Origin of the sequence: Pseudomonas edaphica (genome assembly GCF_005863185.1) — a bacterium.
GTDB lineage: Bacteria > Pseudomonadota > Gammaproteobacteria > Pseudomonadales > Pseudomonadaceae > Aquipseudomonas > Aquipseudomonas edaphica.
Map to the genome: position 1 here is coordinate 1 of NZ_VBVZ01001088.1, position 509 is coordinate 509.

General features: G+C 60.9%; 1 pseudogene. It reads left to right on the plus strand.

From position 1 onward, the window contains the following. A pseudogene (locus tag FEM54_RS33405) lies at nt 1-509 on the plus strand (amino acid permease); the annotation flags it as partial.

Genomic DNA, 509 nt, shown 5'->3' on the forward strand with positions numbered 1-509 from the left:
CTGACCACCATGTTCTCGTTCATGGGTACCGAGATCGTTACCATTGCAGCGGCCGAATCGAAGAACCCTGGCCAGCAAATCACCAAGGCCACCAACTCGGTGATCTGGCGGATTGGTTTGTTCTACCTGCTGTCGATCTTCATCGTGGTGTCCCTGGTGCCATGGAACGATCCGACCCTGGCGGCGGTAGGTTCTTACCAGACCGTGCTGGAACGCATGGGCATCCCGAATGCCAAGCTGATCGTCGACCTGGTGGTATTGGTTGCCGTGACCAGCTGCCTCAACTCGGCGCTGTACACCGCCTCGCGCATGCTGTTCTCCTTGGGCCGTCGCGGTGATGCACCGGCCGTGGCCAAGCGCACCAACAAAAGCGGCACGCCTTACTGGGCGGTGTTGCTGTCGACGGGTGCTGCGTTCCTGGCCGTATTCGCCAACTACGTGGCGCCGGCTGCAGTGTTCGAATTCCTGCTGGCCAGCTCCGGCGCCATTGCGCTGCTGGTGTACCTGGT